Source organism: Blastococcus sp. CCUG 61487 (assembly GCF_005222955.1).
Classification (GTDB): domain Bacteria; phylum Actinomycetota; class Actinomycetes; order Mycobacteriales; family Geodermatophilaceae; genus Blastococcus.
The window spans coordinates 1-355 of the sequence record NZ_LWUA01000155.1 but is presented as its reverse complement, the minus strand read 5'-3'; the positions used below and the strand labels follow the sequence as shown (position 1 = coordinate 355).

Genomic DNA, 355 nt, shown 5'->3' with positions numbered 1-355 from the left:
TCGAGCGGATCGCGCCGTGCATGCCGGGGGCGGCGCTCGAGTCCGTGGACGGCGACACCTTCACCGGCGAGCTGAAGGTCAAGCTCGGGCCGATCAACCTCACCTACCAGGGCACCGGCACGGTCGTGGAGCGGGACGACGCCGCGCGCCGCGCCGTGATCGACGCCCGCGGCAAGGACCGGCGCGGCAACGGCACCGCGACGGCGCTGATCACCGTCACCCTGACCGACGAGGGCGGGACGACGAGGGTCGACGTCGCCACCGACCTGACCATCACCGGACGGCCGGCCCAGTTCGGCCGTGGGGTGATGACCGACGTCGGCAACAAGCTGCTCGGTCAGTTCGCCGACAAGCT

General features: G+C 71.8%; 1 protein-coding gene. It reads left to right on the top strand.

Annotated features, from left to right (window positions below; all coding sequences use genetic code 11):
* Positions 1-20 precede the first annotated feature (20 nt).
* The coding region (locus A6V29_RS08880; RefSeq protein WP_249933128.1) for an SRPBCC family protein at positions 21-355 on the top strand (335 nt) is incomplete at its 3' end.